This window comes from Sphingomonas sp. (assembly GCF_040398505.1).
Lineage (GTDB): Bacteria > Pseudomonadota > Alphaproteobacteria > Sphingomonadales > Sphingomonadaceae > Sphingomonas.
In genome coordinates this window covers 1-2,747 of record NZ_JBBATX010000120.1, presented here as the reverse complement: position 1 = coordinate 2,747, position 2,747 = coordinate 1, and the positions used below count along the sequence as shown (strand labels likewise).

The following is a 2,747-nucleotide window of genomic DNA, read 5'->3' as shown; positions in this document are numbered from 1 at the left end:
TTCTCCCCATGCAGCTTGTCATCGTCGAATCGCCCGCCAAGGCGAAAACCATCGAGAAATATCTCGGCAGCGATTACCGCGTCCTCGCCTCCTACGGCCATGTCCGCGATTTGCCGCCCAAGGACGGGTCGGTCGATCCCGACCATGGCTTCGCGATGGAATGGGAGAATTACGCCGACAAGGCCAAGCAGCTCAAGGCGATCACCGATCTCGCCAAGCAAGCCGACCGCCTGATCCTCGCGACCGATCCCGATCGCGAGGGCGAGGCGATCAGCTGGCACGTTCAGGAAGTGCTGCGCAACCGCAAGGCGCTGCCCAAGGACGTTCAGCGCGTGACCTTCAACGCAATCACCAAGGCAACGGTGACCGAGGCGATGAAGCATCCGCGTGAGCTCGATACCGACCTGATCGACGCCTATCGCGCGCGCCGCGCGCTCGATTATCTCGTCGGCTTCACGCTCTCGCCGGTGCTGTGGCGCAAGCTGCCCGGCGCGAAATCGGCGGGGCGCGTGCAATCGGTCGCTTTGCGGATCATCGTCAGCCGTGAGCGCGAGATCGAAGCGTTTCGCGCGCAGGAATATTGGTCGGTCATCGCCGATATGGAGCAGGATGGCACGCCGTTCCAGGCGCGCCTTGTCACCTTCGAGGGCAAGAAGCTCGATCGCTTGTCGATCGGCGAAGAAGGTAGCGCGATGCGTGCCAAGGCCGCGGTCGAGGCGGGGTTGTTCACCGTCCAGTCGGTCGAGGTGAAGCCTGCGACGCGCAACCCGCCGCCGCCTTTCACGACCTCGACCTTGCAGCAAGAGGCGTCGCGCAAACTCGGCTTTTCGGCCGATCACACGATGCGGATCGCCCAAGGCCTCTACGAGGACGGCGCGATCACCTACATGCGCACCGACGGCGTGCAGATGGATTCGAGCGCGATTTCGGCCGCGCGGCTTGCCGTCGCCAATCGCTATGATGCGAGCTACGTCCCCGACAAGCCGCGCGTCTATCAGACCAAGGCCAAGAATGCGCAGGAAGCGCATGAGGCGATCCGCCCGACCGATTTCGGCAAGGATAAGGCCGGCGGCGGCGACCATGCGCGGTTGTACGATTTGATCTGGAAGCGCGCTTTGGCGAGCCAGATGGCGAGCGCGCGGATGGAGCGCACCACCGTCGAGATGCTCGACGGATCGGGCCAGACCGGTCTGCGCGCGACCGGGCAAGTGATGCTGTTCCCCGGTTACCTCGCGCTCTACGAAGAGGGTAGCGACGACACGCAGGACGAGGACGCCAAGCGCCTGCCACGGCTGCGCGAGGGCGATGCGCCCGCCAAGAAGGGCGTTACCGCCGAGCAGCATTTCACCCAGCCGCCGCCGCGCTTTTCGGAAGCGTCGCTGGTCAAGCGTTTGGAAGAACTCGGCATCGGGCGGCCGTCGACCTATGCCTCGATCATCAAGACCTTGAAGGACCGCGAATACGTCCGCGTCGAGAAGAACCGCTTCTTCGCCGAGGAATCGGGACGGCTGGTGACGGCGTTCCTCGAACGTTTTTTCGAGAAATATGTGAGCTACGACTTCACATCGGGCCTCGAGGACGAGCTCGACGAAGTCTCGGGCGGGCGGGCCGAATGGCAGGCGGTGCTGGAAGCGTTCTGGAAGGATTTCAAGCCGCGCACCACAGAGGTCATGGAACAAAAGCCATCCGAAGTTACGGCCGAGCTCGATAAATTCCTCGCGCCGTACCTCTTTCCGCCCATGGCCGATGGCGGCGATCCACGGCTGTGCCCGAAGTGCGGCGCGGGGCAGCTTGCGCTGCGTGGCGGCAAGTTCGGCGCGTTCGTCGCTTGCTCCAACTATCCCGAGTGCAAATATACGCGCCGCTTCGGGCAGCCGGGTGGAGACGAGGAAGGCACCGATACGGGGCCGGAGACGCTGGGCAACGATCCCGACACCGGCCTTCCGGTTGAGCGCAAATCGGGACGGTTCGGGCCATATATCCAGATCGGCGAGGGCGAGACGCGCAAGATGGCGTCGATCCCGAAGGACATTGGCGAGCTCGATCTCGAATGGGCGTTGAAACTGCTGAGCTTGCCGCGCACGATCGGCACGCACCCCGAAACCGGCGAGCCGATCACCGCGGCGATCGGTCGCTATGGCCCGTATCTGAAGCATGCCGGTAAATATGCGCGCCTCACCTCGACCGCCGACGTGTTCGAAACGGGGATGAACACGGCGGTGGTCAAGCTCGCCGAAGCGGCGGCGGGCGGCGGGCGGCCGCAGCGCGGCGCGCAGGCGCCGCTCAAGGTTCTGGGGCTGCATCCGCGCAGCGAAGCCGAGATCAAGCTGATGGAGGGGCGCTACGGCGCCTATGTCACCGACGGGACGACCAATGCGACGCTGCCCAAGTCGATCGAGAAGGATGCGCTGACGCTTGAGGAAGCCGCGCAACTGATCGATGCGCGCGCGGCGGCGGCACCGCCTGCGAAGGGCAAGAAGAAAGCGGCGGCGAAGAAGGCGCCGGCGAAAAAGGCGGCGGTGAAGAAGCCTGCGCTGAAAAAGGCGGCACCGAAAAAGGCACCGGCGAAGAAAGTCGTGTCGGCCTAGGGGGTGATGCGCTTGATCCGGCGTGCTTTTTATGCCGTTCGCCCTGAGCTTGTCGAAGGGCTGCGTGCCAAAAGTCCGTCGCTGCTTGTGGCATGCGGGGCTTCGACGACCCCGGATCAGGTCCGGGGCCGAACGGCGTTAGGGTTGCGCCAGTTCTAG

Annotated in this window: 1 protein-coding gene; it reads left to right on the top strand. The window is 64.4% G+C overall.

What is annotated here, in order from left to right; all coding sequences use genetic code 11:
* Positions 1–8 precede the first annotated feature (8 nt).
* Positions 9–2,588, top strand: coding sequence for a type I DNA topoisomerase (gene topA / locus ABWP09_RS12460; RefSeq protein ID WP_353205456.1), 2,580 nt, complete (start codon positions 9–11; stop codon positions 2,586–2,588).
* Positions 2,589–2,747: the final 159 nt, after the last annotated feature.

Bases quoted from the DNA above. Each gene is read 5' to 3' on its own strand.
- topA (WP_353205456.1), top strand. From the start codon at position 9: ATGCAGCTTGTCATCGTCGAATCGCCCGCCAAGGCGAAAACCATCGAG.